The sequence below is a fragment of the Bifidobacterium sp. FKU genome (genome assembly GCF_026016385.1).
GTDB classification, from domain to species: Bacteria; Actinomycetota; Actinomycetes; order Actinomycetales; family Bifidobacteriaceae; genus Bifidobacterium; species Bifidobacterium infantis.
This window is the reverse complement of the sequence record NZ_CP092888.1, coordinates 1432013-1453652: the sequence shown is the minus strand read 5'-3', so window position 1 is coordinate 1453652 and position 21640 is coordinate 1432013. Positions and strand designations below refer to the sequence as shown.

The following is a 21640-nucleotide window of genomic DNA, read 5'->3' as shown; positions in this document are numbered from 1 at the left end:
ACCAAAGCGATGGAAGGAAGTCCGTTATGTGCACTGGTGTCCGTTTCTCCGATGATGAGGGCAACACCTATTTCGGCCGTAATCTCGACTGGAGTTTCTCATATGGGGAGACCATCCTGGTCACTCCGCGCGGCTACCACTATGACACGGTGTTCGGTGCGAGCGGCAAGGCGAAGCCGAACGCGGTGATCGGCGTGGGCGTGGTCATGGCCGATAGGCCGATGTATTTCGACTGCGCCAACGAACATGGTCTGGCCATCGCCGGCTTGAATTTCCCTGGTTACGCCTCGTTCGTCCACGAACCGGTCGAAGGCACGGAGAACGTCGCCACGTTCGAATTTCCGCTGTGGGTGGCGCGTAATTTCGACTCCGTCGACGAGGTCGAGGAGGCGCTCAGGAACGTGACGCTCGTCTCCCAGATCGTGCCGGGACAGCAGGAGTCGCTGCTGCACTGGTTCATCGGCGACGGCAAGCGCAGCATCGTCGTCGAGCAGATGGCCGATGGCATGCACGTGCATCATGACGACGTCGATGTGCTGACCAATCAGCCGACGTTCGACTTCCATATGGAGAATCTGCGCAACTACATGTGCGTCAGCAACGAGATGGCCGAACCGACTTCATGGGGCAAGGCCTCCTTGACCGCCTGGGGTGCGGGTGTGGGCATGCATGGCATCCCGGGCGACGTGAGCTCCCCGTCCCGCTTCGTTCGTGTGGCCTACACCAACGCGCATTACCCGCAGCAGAACGATGAAGCCGCCAATGTGTCGCGCCTGTTCCACACCCTCGGCTCCGTGCAGATGGTGGACGGCATGGCGAAGATGGGCAACGGCCAGTTCGAACGCACGCTGTTCACCAGCGGATACTCGTCCAAGACCAACACCTATTACATGAACACCTATGATGATCCCGCCATCCGTTCCTACGCCATGGCCGATTACGATATGGATTCCTCGGAGCTCATCAGCGTCGCCCGATGACTCCTTCCCGGCTCATGCCCCATTCGGAAGGACATGAGCGTATATAGTGGAATCTTATGGAATCGTCGATGTTCAAACCCAGCTCCATGGACCTCATCAGGGCAGGTCTGCAAGACCTCGACAGGGCTCGCGCCCTGTTCGGCCAGCTCAAGGCCGACGCCATCGCCGATGGACGATGCGCCGAATTGCTGGGCGTGTTGGCCCATGCGTGCGACCCCGACGTGGCGCTGGGCAATTTCGTGGATATCGTCAACGCGATGCAGTCCAGTCGGCGGGATCTGGATCGGGTCATTCCCGACGCCGGTGCCCTCCGACGTCTGATCACCGTGCTCGGCGCCTCCGACGCGATGGGCAAGTTCATGCGTTTCAGGCCGGAACTCGTCGAAGCCGCGTCCGTCGGCAGCGCCGACAGCCACCTGTTCAACCGCGCACAGCGTCGAGCCCGTCTGCTCATGGCGGTCGGCGCCGATCCCGACGATCAGGCCATGCCCGTCGCCTCCAAGGATCTGGCGGAAGCGGCCACGGCGCTGCGTGCCGGTTATCGCCGGCAGCTGGCCGCCATCATCGCGCAGGACGTCATGGCGGAGGATCCGATTCGCATCCAACCGACCATCAGCAGCGAATTGTCCGACCTCGCGGACGCGGCGCTTGAAGGCGCGCTGGCCATCGCCCGCCACGAAATCGAGGGCAGCGAGCACGTGTGCTTCACCATCATCGGCATGGGCAAACTCGGCGCACAGGAACTGAACTACGTCTCCGACGTGGACCTCATCTACGTGGTCGAACCGGCCGACAAGGACGTGGACCATCAGACGCTGATCCGCGTAAGCACCAAGATGGGCACCATGCTGCAGCGTGTCTGCCAGTCCGCCATCATGGGCGTGGCCGAGCAGCCGCTGTGGCAGATCGACGGCGGCCTGCGCCCGGAAGGCAAGGACGGCGCGCTGGTGCGCGTGCTCTCCTCGCACAAGAACTACTACGAGCAGTGGGCCGAGAACTGGGAGTTCCAGGCGTTGCTCAAGGCCCGCCCGGTGGCTGGCGACCCCGACCTCGGCCAGGCCTACATGGACATGACCCGGCCGTTCGTGTGGAGCGCGTCCAAGCGTAAGAACTTCGTCTACGACTGCCAGAAGATGCGCAAGCGCGTGGAGGATCTGATTCCCGCGCCCCTGAAGGACCGCGAAATCAAGCTCGGCCGCGGCGGCCTGCGCGATGTGGAATTCACCGTGCAGATGCTCCAGCTCGTACACGGCCGCACCGACGAATCGCTGCGCACCAGCAACACGCTCGACTCGCTGCAGCGCCTGTCCGAAGGCGGCTATGTCTCGCGCAAACAGGCCGTGCGCATGTCCCAGGACTACCGCTTTGAGCGCGTGATGGAGCATCGCCAGCAGATCTGGTCCCTGAAGCGCACGCACCTGTTCCCGGACCTCGGCCGAGCCTCGGTCGGAGGCCTCGAAAAGAAGCGCGACATCGACGTGGACGAGCTCAACCAGAACCAGGAGCTGCGTCGCCTCGCCCGCGCGTTCGGCCTGCACCCGGAAGAACTCGTCGACAAATATGACGACACCCGTCGCGAAGTGCGCCACCTGCACCTTGACATCTACTATCGCCCGATGCTGCCGGTCAACGCCCAGATGGAGAACGACCAGATCGTGCTGAGCGTCGAGGCAGCACAGGAACGATTCGAATCCATCGGCTTCGGCGACCCGGACGCCGCCATCCGCCACGTGCAGGCGCTCACTGCCGGCGTGGGACGCGCGGCCAAAATCAACCGCATCATCCTGCCCGCCGTCTTGCAGTGGCTGGGCGAGGGCCAGAACCCGGACATGGGCCTGCTCAACTGGCGCAAGCTGGAGGAGAACTTCGGCACCGAATCCGGCTACCTCGGCTTCTTGCGTGACTCCACTTCTGCCGCCCAGCGTCTGTGCCACATCCTGTCCAACTCGCGATTCCTGGGCGACGCGCTCAACAAGTCGGTCGAATCGATCAGCTGGCTCGGTGATGACGGCAATCTGCAGGCCCGCACGCGCGAGGCATTGGATGTGCAGACCGGCTCGGCGCTGGAACGTTTCGGCTCGAACATCAACGAGTTCGCCAACTCCATGCGCGCCATGCGCCGCCACGAAATCGAACGCATCGGCCTGTCTTGGATGAGCGGTGTGATCAGCGACTCCGACAGCCTCAAGGCCATGACCGACGTGTATGACGCGATCATCGACGTCTCTCTGACTTGGGCCGTGCGCCACCAGATTGCCGCGTTTGGCGTCGAAACCGCGCCGGCCGGTATCACCGTCATCGCCATGGGCCGTTACGGCGGGCGCGAAGTGAACTTCAGCTCCGATGCGGATGCCATTCTCATCTACCGTCCGGCCGACGACGCCGATGACGGCCAGGCCAACGCCTTCGCCAAGAAGGTCGTGGAAGACCTGCGCAACATCCTGCAAGGCCCGACGACGTTGGAACCCAAGATCGAACTCGACCTGGACCTGCGCCCGGAAGGCAAGAACGGCCCGCTCGTGCGCTCCTACGCCTCCTGCGAGGAATACTACGAATCCTGGGCCTCGACCTGGGAGCGCCAGGCGCTGCTGCGCGCCCGGTACGCGGCCGGCGACGCCGAACTGGCGCGGGACTTCCTGATCAACATCGCCGACCCGTTGCGCTACCCGACCACGGAGCTGACCGAGGCCGAATTGCAGAACATCCGCAAGCTCAAGGCCCGTATGGAGGCCGAGCGTCTGCCGCGCGGCGTGCGTCGAGAACGTCATCTGAAGCTCGGCAAGGGCGGTCTGTCTGACGTGGAATGGACCGTGCAACTCATGCAGCTCCAGCACGCCGGCGATATCAAAGATCTGCGCGTCAACGGCACATTGGAGGCATTGGACGTGCTGGAGGCCAAGAAGCTCATCAGCGCTATCGATGCGATTCAGCTGCGCAAGGCATGGACGTTGTGCACCGCGGCCCGCAACGGCAACTATCTGTGGAGCGGGCGCGCCAACCAGGCCGATATTCTGCCTGATGACATCTATTCGCTGGGCGGCATCGCCGTCTACCTCGGCTACGGCGCCCACCGCGGCCAGCATTTCGAGAACGACCTGCTGGCCGTGATGCGCAAATGCCGTGACGTATGCCAGCGCCTGTTCTACGGGCAGGCCGAAGACGAGGCGACTGCGGCAACCACCGCCACGGCCTCCGCCGCAACGCAGCAGCCGCAAACCGCGCCTCGACCGCGTATGCACGTGATCGCACCGCGACTGGAGCGGAACCGACGCCGCGCGCAGCGATAGACCTTTCTTGTATTGCGTTCACTACGTTCATTAGGTCGATTCATCGTTCATTAGGTCGGTCCGCCGCCGCATACCTTGTTGGAATGGCGGCATTCCAACAACAGATACGAGGGTGCAGTGACCTAATGAACGTCAAATCGACCTAATGAATGAGCTCTGGCGTTCCAAAGCAGATATCAGCTATACAGACACAGCATATTCGTTGGATTTTCAGGTGAACACTCGGTGAATGCGGCTGTCCGAAAAATGGCGTAAGTTATATTAGGTCACACAAGGGTGGCCACCTGAAAACCACGAGCGAAAAGGTGAGCCTTGTCTGAAGAAACGCCAATGGTCGGCAAAAGCGTCGTAACGCTGGACGGCCTGTCTACAAACCAGATTCTCGACCTACTGCATAAGGCCGAATACATCGATTCCCACCGCAAAGAGGTTGCCCATACCTGCGATGGGCGAGTGCTGGCCACGCTGTTCTACGAGCCCTCCACCCGTACGCGCCTGAGCTTTGAGACCGCAATGCTGCGTCTCGGCGGCAAGGTCATCGGATTCGCCGGCGCGCAGCTGGCCTCCGTGACCAAGGGCGAATCCATCGCCGACACGTTGAAGACCGTGTCCAACTACGTGGACGTGGTCGCCATCCGTCACCCGAAGGAGGGTGCCGCGCTGGTGGCCTCCCGCGCCGCATCCGTGCCGGTGATCAACGCCGGCGACGGCGGCCACATGCATCCCACGCAGACGCTGGCCGACCTGGCCACGCTGCAGTCGCGCTTCGGCCGCATCACCGACCTGACCGTGGGACTGTGCGGCGATTTGACCTTCGGCCGCACTGTGCACTCCCTGATCGAGACCCTGTGCCGCTTCGGCAACGTGCGCTTCGTGCTTATCAGCCCGGACGAGCTCAAGACCCCGCAGTACGTAATCGACCGCATCAACGCCACCGACAACTGCTCCTACGTGGAAGTGCGCGACCTGGCCTCCGTGATCGGCGACCTCGACGTGCTGTACATGACCCGCGTGCAGAAGGAACGCTTCTTCAACGAAGACGACTACCTGCGCCTGCGCGACACCTACATTCTCGACGAAGAGAAGCTGCAGCTCGCCAAGCCGTCCATGGCCGTGCTTCACCCGCTGCCGCGCGTCAACGAAATCGCCGTGGACGTGGACGACGACCCGCGTGCCGCCTACTTCGAACAGGTCAAGAACGGCATGCTCGTGCGCATGGCCCTCGAAAGCACCGTGGTGGGCGACGAACTGCCCGGATACGAACCGCTCAACCCCAAGGAGGTTCAGGCCTGATGGAAGTCACCAGCATTCAGAACGGCATCATCATCGACCATGTGCCGGCCGGAACCTCGCTGAAGGTTCTCGAATACCTGAAGATCGACCCGGCCAAAACCAAGCTTGCGCTCATCATGAACGCCAACTCCAAGCGTTACGGCTCCAAGGACATCATCAAAATCGAGGATGACAAGGACATCGATCTCGACGTGCTCGGCTTCGTGGCCCGCCAGGCCACCGTGGACGTGGTGCGCGGCGGCAAGATCGTCGAAAAGAAGCAGCCGAACCTGCCCGAGCACATCGTCGGCGTGATCTCCTGCGTGAACCCGCGCTGCGTGACCACCACCGAGCCCGGCATCAAGCAGATGTTCCACCTCGTGCACTCCGAACGGCTCGAATACCGCTGCGACTACTGCGATGAGGAAGCCAAACTGTGAGCATCACCCTACGCAACATCAAGGTCTGGAACACCGGCGAGGTCATCGACCTCGTGGTGCCCAAGACCGCTGCCGCCTACTTCGCCGACACCTCCGCCGTGGCTGACGGTGCCGATATCGACGCCACCGGACTGACCGTGGCCCCCGGTTTCGAAGACCCGCACGTCCACTTCCGCGATCCCGGCCAGACCTACAAGGAATCTATGGTCTCCGGCTGCCGCGCGTCCGCATCCGGCGGATACACGAATGTGCTCATCATGCCGAACACGTTGCCGGCACTGGATGGGCAGACCGTGTCTGACCTGGAAGCGGCCGGTGCGAAAGAGGTTCTGGATGCCGGCTTCGACAACGTCATCGACTTCCTGCAGCAGTACGATACTGCGCACGATGTTCAATTGTCGGTTCGTTACGATCTGTGCGTGTGCGCGTCCAAGGATCGCGCCGGTCATGAGGCAAGCGACGTTGCCGACTGGCTCAGGTACGTGCCCGGATTCGAGGACGACGCCAAGACGCCGGCCATGCTCACGCACCCCATCACCGCAATTAGCGACGACGGTTCCGCTGTGACGCCGGAGATCCTGGACCAGGTGCTGGAGAACGTCAAGGCCTCCGACCTGTACCTGATCGAGCATTGCGAGCATCACGATACAGGTGCCGTGAACGAAGGCCCGGTCTCGCGCGAACTTGGCGTGCCCGGCATTCCGGAAGACACCGAGCTCAAGATCGTGGCCCGCGATATAGAAGCGGCCCGCCGCACTGGTGTCCACGTACACTTCCAGCATGTGAGCACTGCCATCTCGTTCGAGGCGATTCGCAAGGCCAAGGCCGAAGGATTGCCAATCACCTGCGAGACCGCGCCGCACTATCTGGCGTTGAGCGACGAGGCGCTGCTCAAGTACGGCACGCTCGCCAAGATGAATCCGCCGCTGCGCTCCGAAGCGGACCGCAAAGCCACCATCGCGGCCATCGCCGACGGCACCGTGGATCTGCTGGCCACCGACCATGCGCCGCACACGTTGGCAGAGAAGGAACTCGGCTTCCTTGAGGCGCCCAACGGCATCATCGGACTGGAATGCGCGTATGGCGTGTGCCACAAGGTGCTCGTCGACGGCGGCTTCATTTCCGATGAGCGTCTGATCGGGCTCATGTCCGTGGGGCCTGCCGAACTCATGGGGCATGTGCCAACCGACGTGGCCGCGCTGGTCGAGGACTACGCCGAACCCGCGCCCACCGGGGATGATCCGGATGGCGTGATTGCGGGGGAGAGCGACACTCAGCCGCAGCGTGAAGGCGTCAACCGACTGCTCGACCTGAGCCGTGTGGATGACGCCGACAATGTCGACCTCGTGGTGCTCAACACCGCTGAGGAATGGACCGTGGACCCCGAACAGTTCCACTCCAAGGCTCGTAACACCCCGTTCGGCGGCTGGCAGGTCACCGGACGCCCCCTCGCCACAATCATCGGCTCCCAGCTGATGTTCAGCCGTCTGTAGATAACATAAGGAGCAGCATGGATCGCCTGATCGAAGCGATTGACAACACTCAGAACCCCAGCGTCGTGGGCCTCGACCCCACCGAGGCGTTGGTACCGCCGCAGGTCGTGGCGAGCTTTGCCGACGAGGTGCGTGACTCGGTCGAATCCCCGGAGGAAATCGAATCCGCGCAGCTGGCCATCGCCTACTTCGAATACAACCGCACGATCATCGACGCCATCGCTGACATCGTGCCTGCCGTCAAACCGCAGATCGCCATGTACGAGGCGCTCGGCCCCGCCGGCGTGGACATCTACACGATGACCTGCGAATACGCGGCCCAGCAGGGCCTCTACGTGCTCGGCGACATCAAACGCGGCGACATCGGCTCCACCGCAACCGCCTACGCCCACCACCTGAACGGCGTAGGCGACTTCGACCCGTGGCATGAGGATGCGGTGACCGTCAACCCGTACCTCGGCACCGACGGCATCACCCCGTTCGTCGAGGCCGCCGCCGAAGCCGACAAGGACATCTTCGTGCTCGTGCGCACCTCCAACCCGTCCTCCAGCGAACTGCAGATGCTCGACCTGGCCGACGGCACGAAGGTCTACGAGCACGTGGCCGATCTCGTGGAAGGATGGGGTGCCGAGACCATCGGCAGCCACGGCTACTCCCGCGTGGGCGCGGTGGTCGGTGCCACCCACCCCGAGGAAGGCAAGGCGTTGCGTGAACGTATGCCGCACACGTTCTTCCTCGTGCCGGGCTACGGTGCGCAGGGCGGCACGGCCGCGGACGTGGCAGGCATGTTCGACAAGCAGGGCAGCGGCGCCATCGTCAACTCGTCGCGCGGCATCATCGGCGCATGGAAGAAGAGCGGCAAGTACTCCGAATCCATGACCGCCGACGAGGCGCTGGACCTTGTGGCGAGCAGCGCGCGCCAGGCGGCGCTCGACATGCGCGATAATCTGCGGGTTGCCGTATATAGGTAGGTAGATTGTCCGGCTGTGGGCTATACGTGAGTGTGGGCTGGAAACCGGAGCCGAGTGTGTTTAACTCCCCCTCAGTCAACCTGCGGTTGACAGCTTCCCTGATAAGGGGAGCTTGATGTGCTGAATAGGAATGAAATGACAACTTTCACCCCCACCCATGATGTGGTTGCGGAGGCGACTGCGGCCGGATTCTTCCCGCCGCGCCACAACGTCGAAATCACGCAGGTTACGGAACTGACCGACCGCGTGATGCGACTGACGTTCCACGACCCGTTCATCGCCTCCCACGCCAAGCCCGCCCAGTTCGTCAACCTGTTCACGCACGACGACTTCATGCTCATGCCGCGTCCGTTCGGCGTCAGCGAAGTCGACGGCGACGAAGTCAGCGTGATCTTCGCCGTCGTGGGCCACGGCACCGAACAGTTGGCAGGACTGCAAGACGGCGACACCGTCGACGTGCTCGGCCCGCTCGGCCGCGGCTTCAACCTCAAGAAAGATGCTAACTACATTCTCGTCGGCGGCGGACTCGGCGTGCCCCCGCTAATCTACGCCGCGCAAAAGCTCGCCGAACACGACGCCTCCTTTGCCACCGCCGTATTCGGCTACCGCAACGACCACTTCGCCGAGGAATACGTCTCCCGGTACGCGGACTGGTCGTGGAGCATCGACGACGCCGAAGGCAACGTGGTCGACCTGCTCAACAAACTGGAACAAGGCGACGACCTGAAGGCCTACGATCGCAAGCCGATCATTCTGTCCTGCGGGCCGCTGCCTATGATGAAGGCCGTGGCCGCCTGGGCCGCCGAACGCGGCATCCCCGCGCAACTGAGCATGGAACAGCGCATGGGCTGCGGCTACGGCACCTGCGTGCTGTGCACCATCGACACCATGGACGGCCGCCTCAAGGTCTGCTCCGACGGACCCGTGTTCACCCGCGAACAGCTCGGATGGGGGGAGTGACGATGACCGCAAACAACCAGTCCGCGCAGGGCAGCGACAACCACATCAACCTGTACGAGCCCCACGTGTGGAAGCACCACACCAAGGTGGCCGGTCTGGAATGGAAGAATCCGGTCGGCACCGCCTCCGGCACCTTCCAGCACGCCGCTGTCCGCTGGTTCTACGACGTCAGCCAGCTCGGCGCCGTATGCACCAAGGGCGCCTCGCCCGTGCCGTGGGAGGGCAATCCTTCGCCGCGCACCGCCGAATCGCCGGCCGCGAACATCAACGCTGTGGGCCTGCAGAATCCCGGCATCGACCATTACCTGGCCGAGGACCTGCCCAAGCTCAAGGCCGCGGGCGCGTTCGTCATTTCCAATGTCGCCGGACATTGCGACGACGATTACGCGGCGGTCGTGGAAAAGCTCGCCGACTCCAACGCAGACATGCTGGAAATCAACGTCAGCTGCCCGAACATTTCCGCCGGCGGCATGAGCGTGGGCACCGACCCGGTGGCCCTCGCCAACCTCATGGACAGGCTGCGCCCGATGACCGACAAGCCGATGATCGTCAAACTCACGCCGAACGTCACCGACATCACCGTGCCGGCCCGTGCGGCCGTGGAACATGGCGCCGACGCGTTGAGCATGATCAACACGCTCAAAGGCATGCGCATTAACATTCGCACCGGCCAGCCGATCATCGCCAACATCACCGGCGGCGTATCCGGCCCGGCCGTGCTGCCGGTCGGCCTGGCAGCCGTCTACCGGGTGCGCACCGCACTGCCGGAGATTCCGATCATCGGCCTCGGCGGCATCGACAGCGGCGAGAAGGCGCTCGAATACCTGTACGCCGGCGCGAACGCCGTCGAAGTGGGTGCGGCCGCGCTCTTCGACCCGGTGGCCCCGCTGCGCGTCGCCCGCGAACTCGACGACCTGCTGGACAGCCGTCCCGAACTCGCTGCTAAACTGGCCGCAGGACAGACTTGGAGGTAAGGAACATCATGGCAGAAACACTCGCACATCGCTTCACTGAATTCCTGTTGGAATCCAACGCGCTGAAGTTCGGCGACTTCACGCTGAAGTCCGGCCGCAAGAGCCCGTACTTCATCAACGCCGGCGCCTTCGACGACGGCAAGAAGATCGCCGCGCTCGGCGCGTTCTACGCCGAAAAGATTAGCCAGGCCATCGTGCACAACACGATTCCCCGCAACATCGACACCGTGTTCGGCCCCGCCTACAAGGGCATTCCGCTGGCCGTGTCCACCGCGATCGCGCTGAACGCCGGCCACAACATGACCGTTGGATACACCTTCGACCGCAAGGAGAAGAAGGACCACGGCGACGGCGGCTGGATGGTCGGCACCCCGCTGACCGACGGCATGAAGGTGCTGCTCGTGGACGACGTGATGACCGCCGGCACCGCCGTGCGCGAAGTCATCCCCAAACTCAAGGCCGAGGCGAACGTCGAGGTCGTGGGTCTCGTGCTCTCCGTGGACCGCATGGAGAAGACCAAGGACTCCGACCTGTCTGCCGTGAAGGCCGTGGAAGCCGAATTCGGCTTCCCGGTGCTCTCCATCGCCAACGTGCGCGAGATTTTCGACGCCGCCGCCAAGATGAAGAACCCCGACGGCACCCCGCTGCTCAGCCACGACATCCAGCAGCGCGCCGCCGCCTACCTTGAGGAATACGGCGCCTGATCGTCTTCAACCTAAAACCAAAAGCGGGCTTGCGAGCCCGCTCTTTTTTATTACGTTCCATGAACAGCAGTACCATATTAAGGCAGAAGCTTTGGCAAGGAGCGTGCTATGAACTGGTTAGTTGGTATAGGGCTGTTTGCGCTCGTGGGGATATGCAGTTACTTCGGCATCGAGCATCATCTGGACAGCAAAGCGAACAAGTTGTCGCAAGGTAATGAAGAAGACCGCCGAGATGCTGCCGAATTACGTGATATCGCCGCCAAAATCGATCACGGTAAGTATTACCCGATGCTGTAACGGGCAATCTGGGCCTAAATTGATGCTATCTCCGTTTCGAGGGGCTGATGCCCAAGTAGAAGCAGCATGAAAATGGCGGAATGACGTTGGGGTGATGCCGCTCATACTCGGGATATGACGGATGAACAGCCCCTTGAAACGGAGATAAATGTCTCCAGAAGGCCAAATCAGCCCCTTGAAGGCGAGATAGGGTTCTAAACTCTGGGACCGACTCGCCTGTGATGAAAACCCGCTCGGCGTAGAATTACCGTAGGTTCGTTGCATTCGAACAAGGAAGGCCGCTATGGGGAACATCACCGACGATATTCGGCAACATTTCGACACTTTCGCCGCACTGCCGTTCACCGAGGCGGACAGTCTCGCCCTGTCCCAGCTGGCCTACGCGCGCATGCCGGATAACGTGCCGCGCTATCACGAGGATTCGGCGGACGCCAGCGGCATGATTCCCGCGGTCTCCATCCGCGACCTGCTACGCGCCGAATGCTATGACGACATGTTCGGCAAGGTGTGGTCGCCTTCGATGAATATCGATCTGTTACGTGCGATGAGCGAGAGCCCACGTTGGAGGAACCTACGCGTGGGCGCATACGTGGACGAATTCGATGCCGAAACCACCAAGCAATTCTCGGCCTGCGTGTTCGAACTGGGTAACGGCACGCTCTATGTGGCTTTTCGCGGTACCGACAGCTCAATCGTCGGGTGGAAAGAGGACTTCATGATGGCGTTCCGCCGCGCGGTCGCCTCGCAGGAGGCCGCCGCGCGTTATCTGACTGAGCTGGCTGGCCATTGGGCCGGGCCGATTATGGTCGGCGGCCATTCCAAAGGCGGCAATCTGGCGGTGTATGCGGCGGCCAATGTGCCTAGCGAGATTCAGGAACGTATCACGGTCGTATATTCGCACGATGGGCCTGGATTCGATGAGGTGTTCTTCGATGAAGACGGGTACGTACGCATTGCGTCGAAGATCCATAAATCGGTACCGGGCTCGTCGATCATCGGCATGCTGTTTGAGACCCGCGAGCATGTGGAAGACGGCTATACGGTGGTCAGCAGCGACGGTGCCAGCATCATGCAGCATTTCGCATTGCACTGGCAAGTCGATCATGGCCAATTCGTACAGGCTGATGGACTGACAAGTAGCGCGCGATACCTGGCACGCACGATCAACGGATGGATGGCAAAATACGACGACGAGCATCGCCGCAAGTTCATCGAAAACCTGTTTGCCATCTTCGAGGCTGGCGGATACGACACATTCGGCGACCTCACTTCGCATTTGACACAGTCACTGCCGATTATGCTCGCCGCGGCCCGCAACATTGATGTCGAAGATCGCGACGTGATGATTGAAGTGCTTAAAGGCTTCGCCGCGACAGCCGCCACATCGGTAATCTCGGCCAAGTAGTCGGAGGCCATCAAACTGGTTGTGCCAGTCAGTCTCAATAGCGCAAGAGCCGGCCCCTGAGATACTCAGGGGCCGGCTCTTACTTCCATTTCCCCAGCGGGGTTGGCTTAATCGCAGTATATCTCACTGCTGACCATGCCTGTTTTACTTACTCCTAATCAATGAGCTTGTAGCCGTGATCGGCGACTACGGACTTGAGCTTGGTGAGGTAGGTTTCGGCGGCCTTGGAGAGCTTGGAACGCTCGTTCGTGATCCAGCCGACCAACATCGTTTCGTCGGTGTCGAGCGGCACGGTGACGATCTTCTCGTTGTTGAGGTCGCCGTTGTCGATGCCGGTGCACACCGTGTAGCCGTTGAGGCCGATGATGAAGTTCAGGATCGTGGCGCGGTCGGTCACGTTGATCTGCTTGGGGGAGTACTCCGGCCAGACCGCTTCCTCATAGAAGTAGAACGAGCCTTCCTCGCCCTGCTCGTACTGGATGAACGGGTAAGGTTTCAGGTCCTCCATGGTGATGACCTTCTTGGCGGCCAGCGGGTTGTTGCGCGAGATGGACACGTGCAGCGGCGCGCGGAAGAGCGGGTGGAATTCGAGGTGCTTCTCGCGCAGGAGTTTGCCGATCACGTCCTTGTTGAAATCGGACAGGTAGATGATGCCGATCTCGGACTGCATGTTGGCGACTTGGTTGATGATGTCGCGCGTGCGGGTCTCGCGGATGGTGAACTCGTATTCGTCGGACTTGATGGAGCTGATCATCTCCACGAACGCCTCGACGGCGAACATGTAGTGCTGGGTGGAGACCTGGCACAGCTGCTTGCGTGGTTTGGCGTGCTTGTAGCGCTCTTCGAGCAGGTCGGCCTGGTCGAGCACCTGGCGGGCGTAGGTCAGGAATTCCGCGCCGTCCACGGTCAGGGCGATGCCCTGCGAGGAGCGGGTGAAGATCTCGATGCCCAGCTCGTTCTCCAATTCCTTGACCGACGAGCTCAGGGCCGGCTGGGAGACGTACAGGGCATGGGAGGCCTCGTTCATCGAGCCGCACTCGACGATTTTGACGATGTATTTCAGCTGCAGCAGTGTCATAAAGTCTATTTATATCGCTAGGGATGGTCGCCACACGGGTTTATAACCTCATCAATCCACTATGGCGACACAATATGAGACGCCTCGCATATCGCGGGCGACCTGAACGCCGGCGATCTGACCAGTCTGTTCATGTACTGCATAAACATTCTGATGAGTCTGGGGATGCTGTCCATGACGATCGTGATGATCACGATGTCGTCGGCCTCCGCGCGCCGCGTCGTCGAAGTGCTCACCGAACAGTGTAACATGCCGGCCGCCAAACGCCGGTCACCGTCGTCAAGGATGGGTCCATAGGCTTCAACGACGTCGACTTCAGCTATCCGGAAGTCAAGCCGTCCGAAAACGACCCGACCGCCCGCAAGCGCGGCGCTGAGCCGAGGCCAGCGCCAGCTGCTCGCCATCGCACGGGCGGTACTACACGCTGTATACCGGGCTGAAGGGCGCGGACTCGGCGGAATAAGCCGGTTGCTGTATTCGGCGCGGCATTGGGTTGGATCGTCGTCAATAATCGGCTCGCCGTCCGATGCCGCGATGCAACGTCTGGCGACTTACAGGCGTACGCCGAGTTCGGCGAGCGATTCGCGTGCCTGCAACGCGTTCTCGAAGAGGATGCCGTGGATGCCGACCTCGTTGGCGCCGACGATGTTCTTGGCGGTGTCGTCGAAGAACACGCAGCGCTCGGCCGTGAGGTCGAAACGGGTCAGGGCCAGCTCGTAGATGTCGGCGTTCGGCTTGTGCATCTTCTCCACGCCGGAGACCACGGTGCCCTGCAACAGCTGTTCAAGGCGCGGGTACTTCTCGAAGGCCAGGTGGAAGGTCTCATGCGACCAGTTGGTCAGACCCCATACGCCGTAGCCGTGGGCCTTCAAATCCGCCAGCAGTTCGACCATGCCCGGCAGTGTGCGAGGCAGCGCGTCCGCGTAGTGGCCGATGTAGAACTTGAAGATGTCGGCGAGTTCCTGGCCTTGTTCGCGTACCACATCCGGGTAGATGTCCGCGAAATCCTCGCCGGCGTCCATACGATCCTCGTAGTGGAAGAAGCCGCAGGGGTCGTCGTCGGCGCAGATGCGTTCCACGATCTCATCGGGGAATCGGCCTTCCAGGCATGCGCGGGTGTTCCAGTCCAGCAGCACGCCGCAGAAGTCGAAAATCACGTCGGTGATGGGGGAGTTGGCCATGATGGTTCCTTGTGTGTTTGGGTCGTTGGGTGGGGTCTGCGATTTAGTGTACGGAGTTTGTGTATAGGTCGGGGTATGTGGAGTTTGAGGCTTATGTTTCTCTCCCTCCGTCTTGGTTTTGCCGAGACACCTCCCTCGTCAGAGGGAGGTCAACAAGGTTATGCGATGACGTCGGCGATGGCTTCGGGGATGGCGTGGGCCACGTCGCCGGCCACGATCGGGTGGCCGAGCGTCATGAAGCGCTGGTGATGCTCGCGGCCGATCAGTTCCGGCTCCTGCCAGCCCTGCTGCTCGGATTCGGAGGCGATCGCCGCCGCCAGGCCATGCAGGTATGCGGCCGAGGCCACGGTCTCGGCCGTGGTGGCCACGTCATCCTGCTGGGCGAGCAGGGCGCCGGTCAGACCGGCCAGCACGTCGCCCGCGCCGGCGGTGCCCAGCCAGGCCGGCGCGCTGCCCGACGCATAGACGTGGTCCTCATCCACCACGATGGTCACCGCGCCCTTCAGCAATACGGTGGCGCCGGTGAGCTCGTGGGCGCGCTTCGCGCTGGCCAACGGGTTCAACCGCACGTCGTCGGCGGTGTACGGCTCGTGCGAATCGGCGTGCTCCGCGGTGCTGGCGGCGGTTTCGAACCGGTTGAGCAGTTTCGCCATCTCGCCGGCATGTGGCGTGATCACCACCTGGCCGGGCACACGCTCCGGCAGCAGGTCAAGTGCGCCGGCATCCACCACGATTGGCGGCATATCGTAGGCGTCCTTGTTCTCATCCTCGCTGCCAAGCGTGTAATGCTTGAGCAATGCGGCGATGGTGTCCCGCTGCATATCGCCGTCGGCGTCCTCGACGCTAGCCTCGGGCACGCCGGACCCCACGACCCAGGACTGCACATGTCCCTTGCCGATCACGGCTTCCGGCAGTGCGGTGAGCACCATGTTCTGCGCGCGCTCCGGGCCCAGATACCGGACCATGCCGGTGTTCGCGCGGGCGGCGGCGCTGGTGGTGAGCACGGCGGCACCGGGGTAGCGCTGCGAGCCGGTCACCAGACCAACCACGCCACGGGAGTATTTGGAATCCTCGAACCGGGGGAGACGGACCGCGTCGGACGCGAACGAATTATCCACCACCTCGACGTCCGGATCCTTGTCGTCGATATCGAATCCGAAATCGAACAACTCGATACGGCCGCAGGCGAACGTGGCGGGCGGCAGCACCGCGCACGGCTTCATCGCGCCGAACGTGACCGTGACCGTGGCCGGAATGTACGGGCCGGGCAGAGAACCATCGTTCACACCGACGCCGGATGGCGTATCCACAGCAAGTACCAGCGGAAAATCGCCTGACGACTCACGGTTCGGCAAGGCGGGCTCATCGGGAGCCTCGCCGTCGAGACCAAGGGCGGAGGCGAGTGCGGCGGGAATGCCGCGTAGCGAGCCTTGGATGCCGATGCCGGTCATCGCGTCGATGATCAGATGCGATTTCCTGGCCACGGCGATGGCGGTCTGCAGTCGCTCGCCGGCCTCACCGGCGGAAAACCCGGACACGCAACCGGGAATATCAGCCGCGGGATCAAGCACCAGCACCTTGCCTCCGGCGCGCACGAACGAGGCGAATCCGGCCTCATGCAACGACCGGCCCACGGCGATGGCGGTGACGTTCGCGCCCTCCTGAGCCAGCGCGGCGGATGCGAACAGACCATCGCCACCATTGTCTCCGGCCCCGGCCAGCAGCACGATCGACGTGTCCTCCAGCGCCAGATCCTCGTCGTCCAGCATACCGGCCGCCATGTGGGCCGCGGCTTGGGCGGCCATGCGCATCAGCGGCACGCCTTTGTCCAGCAGGGGTCGCTCCATGGCCCGGACCGTATCGGAGTCATAGGCGCTGTGCAGCAGCAGTTCGCGACGATCGGCGTCTTCGGTGTATTCCATGGCAACCCCTTTCCTGTGTTTGTTACTTGCGGTCCGTGTTTACAGGCCGTACACCTCGTGGGCGAACTTTTCGAGCACGGGGATCGAGCGCTTGACCTTCTCCGTGTCGATGCAGTAGGCCATGCGGAAGTATCCGGGCACGCCGAAGCTGTCGGACGGCACGAGGATCAGGTCGTATTCCTTGGCCTTCATGCAGAACGCCACGGCGTCGTCCTCCAACGCCTTGGGGAAGATGTAGAACGTGCCGCCAGGGCGCACCACGTCGAAGCCGATGCCGGTCAGCGCATCGTAGAGCAGGTTCATGTTCGTCTCGTAGACGTTGAGATCGGCGGTTTGGTCGATGACCTTGGCTACGCCCAACTGAATCGAGCTCGGCGGGCAGTTGTGGCCGGTGCCGCGCGAGATCTGGCCCATCATGGGCACGAGCAGGTCGGCGTCGGTGGCTGTGGGGTTCACCGCGACATAGCCGATGCGTTCGCCCGGCAGGCTCAGCGACTTCGACCACGAGTAGCAGGTCAGCGAGTTCGCGTAGAAGCTGGCCGGGTAGGGCTGGGTGGCGCCGTCGAACACGATTTCGCGGTACGGTTCGTCGCTGATCAGGAAGATATCGTGGCCGTATTCGGCCTGTTTGGCGGTCAGGATCGCGGCCAGACGTTTGAGCGTGTCCGCCGAATACACCGCGCCGGACGGGTTGTTCGGGGTGTTGATAAGCACGACCTGCACGTTCGGGTTAAGCGCAGCCTCGAATGCGTCGAAGTTGATTTGGAAGTTCTCGGTGTCGGCCGGCACGATGGTCAGCTTGGCGCCGGTGCCCTTGACGTACGGCTGGTATTCGGGGAAGTAGGGGGCGAAGGTGATGATCTCGTCGCCCGGCTTGGTCACCGCACGCATCGCGTGGGACAGCGCGCCCGCCGCGCCCGTGGTCGGGAAGATGTGGTTGCCGGTGTATGCCATGCCGAAACGTTCGTTGAGATTTTCGGCGATCGCGTCCTTGACGCATGGGATACCGAGCGAAGGGGAGTAGCCGTGGATGGCCACCGGATCGCCGTTTTCGTAGAGGTCGACCATGGCGTCGGTGAAGGATTTCGGAGCCGGCACCGAGGGATTGCCAAGGCTGTAATCGAACACGTTCTGGTAGCCGATTTCGGCACCGCGGCTCGTGGCGTACTCGCTCAGTTCGCGAATCACGGACTTGCCGCCAAGCATGGCCTTGTATTCCTCATTGATCATGGCTGTTCTCCTCGCATGGTTGTACTGGTATGCACCACGCTACTACTATCGCGGCCGGTTTGCGCCATTTGCCGCGCCGTGCCTAAGCCGGCTGTTCTATTTGTTCTATTAGTTCTATTAGTGGAGTTTGAACCGGCATATACCCTTGCAATAAAGCCATTTGTAGGGTCTGAGGTTTTCCGAGGTCACTTTCCGAGGCTGCTTGTCTCATAGATTTTCGGCCTTTTGATATTTGCGGTTGATGGCTGTTGAGGCATCATGGGGTCTTTTCGACTGTCCGCCGTCGTCATGCCGTCATGATGCCTACAGAAAGTCGAGTCGCGTATTTCGGAAGCAGGGGGGTGACCGGTGGGGTGACCGACACCCGCTATGGGCAGCAGGCGGCCGCGCGCATCCCAATATCTGTGGGACGGCAGACAAGTCAATCGTTTGTCGTCCGTGCCGTCCCTCAAGAACGCGGGATGGCAGACAAGTCAACCGTTTAACGTCCGTAGCGTCCCACGCCGACGACTGTCGAAACCGCGGAATAACGCCGATTCCCGCTGCAGCTCCATGACTAGCCACAACCGTTCATTGTGAGCGCTGTGGGACGGCGGGGAGAAAACGGCCGAATCCGCGTGCCGTCCCGCACCTCGTACAATCCGCGTTTTGGGAAAGCACCACCGTAAGGCTGATGCGCATCCGCATCCACAGCAGGAGCTTTACCGGCCGTAATCCCGCACTCGATTATTTTTCTGACAGGGAATCGAACCCGAAACACTAACCTATGCCCGCCCCACCGCAAACAGCGAATAACCAAATGTATGCATCTTCGGCACCATGAGCGAAGGAGTTCGCAAACACAACAGTGATTGGCATATATAGGGAACGGAAATGACAACAGTAATCTCGATTCTGGGAGGGAGCCTTTATCGGTCTATCCGGCGTCTTCCTCATGCCGGAGATGGCAATGCGGTGATACTGTGCGTTCCTTACCGGGCGACTGTTGAGAAGACCGGTGAAGATCATGCAGTATCACTGGACCATGATTTACGGTACGCAACTAAAGCCGAGTGGAACGCAGGCGTCGAACAATATGAGGCTCAGCGTCGTTGCACGAGCCAAGTGAGTTCACCATCGAACGGCGTAGTGGCTGAAATCACTGCTCGCAGTTAGTCGGCACAGAAGATACAGTTTTTTCGTTCTTTGTTCCGCGGCCGCGATGATGTGTGCGCTTACGGATTCCTGAGCAAAAAGACCGGCAAAGTCGGGTATGCACCCGCTGCGTGGAATGAATGGATGACTGTGCCGAACGGCAAGCGTGTGCCGACTCCATCCGATCAACGACGATGCAAGCCACTGACAGATCAGGTGCTCCTTGACCATTTCACAAAGCGTGATTCGCAATTCCATAATGTTGTCGGACTTTATCCGCTTTCCAAAGATTCCAAGGTCTGGTTCCTCGCCATCGATTTCGATGATGATGGGTGGAAAGAGGAAATCATTGTAACCAAACGGGTGTGCGAAAACCACGGATTACATCCAATCATGGAACGATCCCGCTCAGGGGATGGCGGTCATCTTTGCATGTTCTTCTCTGAAGAGATCGAAGCCGCACAAGCTCGCGAAATGGGCACTGCGCTGTTATCGGAAGCCGCTCAGAAAACGCATATTCGGTTTCGTTCGTATGACCGAATGTTCCCCAACCAGGATTTGCTGCCATCAGGTGGCTTTGGGAATTTGATTGCGTTACCTCTGCAACGATTGGCCAGAGATGCGGGGAATAGCGTATTCGTCGACGAACAATTCAACCCCTATGCCGATCAGTGGGCATTTTTGGATTCCGTACGACGAATCACGGCGCAACAAGTGAATGCCATCGCTACACTGGCATCCGCCAATACCGGCCCTCTTGGCAATCTTGCGAAATTCGATTCGCCCATTCCTCATGCTGTAGGCCAAGAAAAGGAGACCGACAAACAAGCCCCGACTACGGGAAACGGCAGTTTGCGCACTGGCTCCCGTACCCCACTCTCTAATGCGGACGTTCCGGAGACGATTACCATCATTGAGCGCAGCATGTTGGAAATTTCAAAGACAAATCTGACTCCGCTTGCGCAGAATGCCGTTCGCCGTCTTGCCGCGTTCGCCAATCCGGACTTCTATCGGGCTCAGGCCATGAGACAGCCTGTGTATAACAAGCCACGCATCATCTATTGCGGCGAAGAAACCGTTGACAGCATATTGTTGCCGCGCGGATGCAGAGAATCCGTTGCGGCGTTGCTGACGGATGCCGGATGCACCGTGACATTCGACGATGAACGAAATCAGGGCAAACGTATTCGAGTCAAATTCATCGGGAGTCTCCGTGCACCACAAAGTGAAGCCGCGAAGACAATGCTGGAATATGATGATGGAATTCTTGTCGCACCAACTGGCTTCGGGGAAACGGTAATTGCCGCGGATCTAATAGCAAAGCGCAAAACCAATACATTGATCATCATCCGTTCGTCATCTCTGATGGAACAATGGCGTGACCGGCTTGAGCAGTTTCTGACGGTCAAAGCAAAATTACCTCCGCTGCTGACTCCTACCGGGCGGATTATTCGAAGGCAGCATCGTTACGGCCACGAATTATGCAGAGATACTTCGCAAGGATATTGCCGGTTGCGCACGTTCCCTGATTATCTCGGCTGAATATGTGTCGCAACAGGGACTCAGCGCAATTGACGATGAATTGCTCCGACTGGCCGACAGGAAAGCGCTCATCGAAGTTTATGTTCGTTTGCCGGCGACTGCTGCGGCGGCAACCAGAACACGAATGGAGCGGAATATCAATCGGCTGCGCGCTATTGGGTGCATTGTCCGGACCGCCGAATCGTGTTCCGATTTCGCCATAATCGATGACGGGTTGATTTGGTTTGGGGGCATCCCTTTGCTTGGCAATCCAAGGAGTGACGACTGTGCGCTTCGATTCAAGGATACGAAAATCGGCGAAAATCTCGCAGATGGACTGAAACGACGATTGTCTTGATTCAATATTCAATCAAGATAATCGCGCAGTACGAGGGCGTGATTGATATGCGGGTCCTTGGCGGCATAGAGCAGGGTCACGTCGGGATGTTGCGCGCAGATGCGGCGCAGACTGTCCACTGTGGCATTGGCATCGAGCTCGGCGATGTAACGCGTGCGGAATTCCGCGAATTTGGCGGGGTCATGGCCGAACCATTTGCGCAGGAGGGGAGAGGGAGCGACATCCTTCAGCCACAGGTCCAACGCCGCACGCTCTTTCGTCATGCCGCGAGGCCACAGGCGATCCACCAGCACCCGATACCCGTCCGACGCAGTCGGCTCTTCATATATACGTTTGATTGCAATACCCATACGCCCCATGATTGGCGTGCGCTTGCCGGAAGTCAAGGGGAGACACGATCCATCTACCCATTCGATTTCCGGGTGTTCTGCCT

17 protein-coding genes and 1 pseudogene are annotated in these 21640 nt (G+C 60.9%); 13 read left to right on the top strand and 5 right to left on the bottom strand.

Features of this window, described 5'->3' with window-relative positions; genetic code table 11:
- Positions 1-26: 26 nt before the first annotated feature.
- The 11 genes from bsh (at position 27) to MMB48_RS06565 (ending at position 12783) form a co-directional block, all read left to right on the top strand.
- Positions 27-980: a choloylglycine hydrolase gene (bsh, locus tag MMB48_RS06615; protein WP_032743741.1), complete on the top strand. Its 954-nt coding sequence runs from the start codon at positions 27-29 to the stop codon at positions 978-980.
- A gap of 56 nt (positions 981-1036) precedes the next feature.
- Positions 1037-4267 (top strand): bifunctional [glutamine synthetase] adenylyltransferase/[glutamine synthetase]-adenylyl-L-tyrosine phosphorylase, encoded by a 3231-nt coding sequence (locus MMB48_RS06610; RefSeq protein ID WP_032743742.1) that lies wholly within the window; start codon positions 1037-1039, stop codon positions 4265-4267.
- 330 nt (positions 4268-4597) lie between these two features.
- Positions 4598-5560, top strand: coding sequence for an aspartate carbamoyltransferase (gene pyrB, locus MMB48_RS06605; protein WP_007058624.1), 963 nt, complete (start codon positions 4598-4600; stop codon positions 5558-5560).
- Complete coding sequence (locus MMB48_RS06600; RefSeq protein WP_013140697.1) at positions 5560-5979, top strand: aspartate carbamoyltransferase regulatory subunit; 420 nt, start codon at positions 5560-5562, stop codon at positions 5977-5979. Before pyrB ends, MMB48_RS06600 begins: the two co-directional genes overlap by 1 nt.
- On the top strand, positions 5976-7472 hold the full coding sequence (locus MMB48_RS06595) for a dihydroorotase (RefSeq protein WP_032743743.1): 1497 nt from the start codon (positions 5976-5978) through the stop codon (positions 7470-7472). Before MMB48_RS06600 ends, MMB48_RS06595 begins: the two co-directional genes overlap by 4 nt.
- 17 nt (positions 7473-7489) lie before the next feature.
- Positions 7490-8443 (top strand): orotidine-5'-phosphate decarboxylase, encoded by a 954-nt coding sequence (gene pyrF, locus MMB48_RS06590; RefSeq protein WP_032743744.1) that lies wholly within the window; start codon positions 7490-7492, stop codon positions 8441-8443.
- A 135-nt stretch (positions 8444-8578) separates the two neighbouring features.
- Positions 8579-9403 (top strand): dihydroorotate dehydrogenase electron transfer subunit, encoded by an 825-nt coding sequence (locus tag MMB48_RS06585; protein WP_012577769.1) that lies wholly within the window; start codon positions 8579-8581, stop codon positions 9401-9403.
- Positions 9404-9405: 2 nt separating this feature from the next.
- Entirely contained in the window at positions 9406-10377 is a 972-nt protein-coding gene (locus tag MMB48_RS06580; RefSeq protein WP_032743745.1) for a dihydroorotate dehydrogenase, read from the top strand.
- Between the two features lie 8 nt (positions 10378-10385).
- Positions 10386-11081, top strand: coding sequence for an orotate phosphoribosyltransferase (pyrE, locus tag MMB48_RS06575; protein ID WP_032743746.1), 696 nt, complete (start codon positions 10386-10388; stop codon positions 11079-11081).
- A 108-nt stretch (positions 11082-11189) separates the two neighbouring features.
- Complete coding sequence (locus tag MMB48_RS06570; protein WP_013140703.1) at positions 11190-11378, top strand: hypothetical protein; 189 nt, start codon at positions 11190-11192, stop codon at positions 11376-11378.
- A 283-nt stretch (positions 11379-11661) separates the two neighbouring features.
- On the top strand, positions 11662-12783 hold the full coding sequence (locus tag MMB48_RS06565) for a DUF2974 domain-containing protein (RefSeq protein ID WP_032743747.1): 1122 nt from the start codon (positions 11662-11664) through the stop codon (positions 12781-12783).
- A 154-nt stretch (positions 12784-12937) separates the two neighbouring features.
- On the opposite strand, the gene MMB48_RS06560 is transcribed toward MMB48_RS06565, so the two are convergent.
- The 4 genes from MMB48_RS06560 to MMB48_RS06545 form a co-directional block, all read right to left on the bottom strand.
- Positions 12938-13861 (bottom strand): LysR family transcriptional regulator, encoded by a 924-nt coding sequence (locus MMB48_RS06560; protein ID WP_032743748.1) that lies wholly within the window; start codon positions 13859-13861, stop codon positions 12938-12940.
- A 551-nt stretch (positions 13862-14412) separates the two neighbouring features.
- A complete protein-coding gene (locus tag MMB48_RS06555; protein WP_012577764.1) occupies positions 14413-15042 on the bottom strand; it encodes an HAD family hydrolase in 630 nt (209 codons plus the stop codon).
- 158 nt (positions 15043-15200) lie between these two features.
- On the bottom strand, positions 15201-16964 hold the full coding sequence (locus MMB48_RS06550; protein ID WP_032743750.1) for a bifunctional ADP-dependent NAD(P)H-hydrate dehydratase/NAD(P)H-hydrate epimerase: 1764 nt from the start codon (positions 16962-16964) through the stop codon (positions 15201-15203).
- A gap of 39 nt (positions 16965-17003) precedes the next feature.
- Entirely contained in the window at positions 17004-18194 is a 1191-nt protein-coding gene (locus MMB48_RS06545; RefSeq protein WP_032743751.1) for a pyridoxal phosphate-dependent aminotransferase, read from the bottom strand.
- Between the two features lie 1167 nt (positions 18195-19361).
- On the opposite strand from MMB48_RS06545, the gene MMB48_RS06540 reads away from it, so the two are divergent.
- Positions 19362-20870 carry a TOTE conflict system archaeo-eukaryotic primase domain-containing protein gene (locus MMB48_RS06540; RefSeq protein ID WP_409337981.1) on the top strand — a complete coding sequence of 503 codons (1509 nt, stop codon included), beginning with the start codon at positions 19362-19364 and terminating at the stop codon, positions 20868-20870.
- Positions 20773-21207, top strand: a pseudogene (locus tag MMB48_RS11625) (RNA helicase); the annotation flags it as partial. The gene MMB48_RS06540 and the pseudogene MMB48_RS11625, both read left to right, overlap by 98 nt.
- Positions 21208-21215: 8 nt before the next feature.
- On the opposite strand, the gene MMB48_RS06535 reads toward MMB48_RS11625, so the two are convergent.
- A complete protein-coding gene (locus tag MMB48_RS06535) occupies positions 21216-21557 on the bottom strand; it encodes a DUF488 domain-containing protein (RefSeq protein WP_032743752.1) in 342 nt (113 codons plus the stop codon).
- Between the last annotated feature and the right edge of the window lie 83 nt (positions 21558-21640).

What these genes read in the sequence shown, in the direction of transcription:
- bsh (WP_032743741.1), top strand. Translation starts at nt 27, where the DNA reads ATGTGCACTGGTGTCCGTTTCTCCGATGATGAGGGCAACACCTATTTC.
- MMB48_RS06610 (WP_032743742.1), top strand. Translation starts at nt 1,037, where the DNA reads ATGGAATCGTCGATGTTCAAACCCAGCTCCATGGACCTCATCAGGGCA.
- pyrB (WP_007058624.1), top strand. Translation starts at nt 4,598, where the DNA reads ATGGTCGGCAAAAGCGTCGTAACGCTGGACGGCCTGTCTACAAACCAG.
- MMB48_RS06600 (WP_013140697.1), top strand. Translation starts at nt 5,560, where the DNA reads ATGGAAGTCACCAGCATTCAGAACGGCATCATCATCGACCATGTGCCG.
- pyrF (WP_032743744.1), top strand. Translation starts at nt 7,490, where the DNA reads ATGGATCGCCTGATCGAAGCGATTGACAACACTCAGAACCCCAGCGTC.
- MMB48_RS06585 (WP_012577769.1), top strand. Translation starts at nt 8,579, where the DNA reads ATGACAACTTTCACCCCCACCCATGATGTGGTTGCGGAGGCGACTGCG.
- MMB48_RS06580 (WP_032743745.1), top strand. Translation starts at nt 9,406, where the DNA reads ATGACCGCAAACAACCAGTCCGCGCAGGGCAGCGACAACCACATCAAC.
- pyrE (WP_032743746.1), top strand. Translation starts at nt 10,386, where the DNA reads ATGGCAGAAACACTCGCACATCGCTTCACTGAATTCCTGTTGGAATCC.
- MMB48_RS06570 (WP_013140703.1), top strand. Translation starts at nt 11,190, where the DNA reads ATGAACTGGTTAGTTGGTATAGGGCTGTTTGCGCTCGTGGGGATATGC.
- MMB48_RS06565 (WP_032743747.1), top strand. Translation starts at nt 11,662, where the DNA reads ATGGGGAACATCACCGACGATATTCGGCAACATTTCGACACTTTCGCC.
- MMB48_RS06560 (WP_032743748.1), bottom strand. Translation starts at nt 13,861, where the DNA reads ATGACACTGCTGCAGCTGAAATACATCGTCAAAATCGTCGAGTGCGGC.
- MMB48_RS06555 (WP_012577764.1), bottom strand. Translation starts at nt 15,042, where the DNA reads ATGGCCAACTCCCCCATCACCGACGTGATTTTCGACTTCTGCGGCGTG.
- MMB48_RS06550 (WP_032743750.1), bottom strand. Translation starts at nt 16,964, where the DNA reads ATGGAATACACCGAAGACGCCGATCGTCGCGAACTGCTGCTGCACAGC.
- MMB48_RS06545 (WP_032743751.1), bottom strand. Translation starts at nt 18,194, where the DNA reads ATGATCAATGAGGAATACAAGGCCATGCTTGGCGGCAAGTCCGTGATT.
- MMB48_RS06535 (WP_032743752.1), bottom strand. Translation starts at nt 21,557, where the DNA reads ATGGGTATTGCAATCAAACGTATATATGAAGAGCCGACTGCGTCGGAC.